Genomic DNA, 218 nt, shown 5'->3' on the forward strand with positions numbered 1-218 from the left:
GACTTAGACCTAAAAGCCTATTTTGATAACGTTAATCATGACTTGATGATTAAGTATCTCCAACAATATATTGATGACCCATGGACACTAAGACTCATTCGTAAGTTTCTAACTAGCGGAGTCTTAGACCATGGGCTTTTCGCTAAGAGCGAAAAAGGAACCCCACAAGGAGGGCCATTGTCCCCACTACTGGCGAACATCTATCTAAATGAGTTGGA

At 41.3% G+C, this 218-nt stretch carries 1 protein-coding gene; it reads left to right on the forward strand.

Annotated elements, in window-relative coordinates; all coding sequences use genetic code 11:
• Positions 1–218: reverse transcriptase domain-containing protein (locus tag LMC10_RS10630; RefSeq protein WP_267866774.1), on the forward strand; the 218-nt coding region annotated here is incomplete at both ends.

The organism is Limosilactobacillus reuteri subsp. simiae, assembly GCF_020784875.1.
GTDB classification, from domain to species: domain Bacteria; phylum Bacillota; class Bacilli; order Lactobacillales; family Lactobacillaceae; genus Limosilactobacillus; species Limosilactobacillus reuteri_H.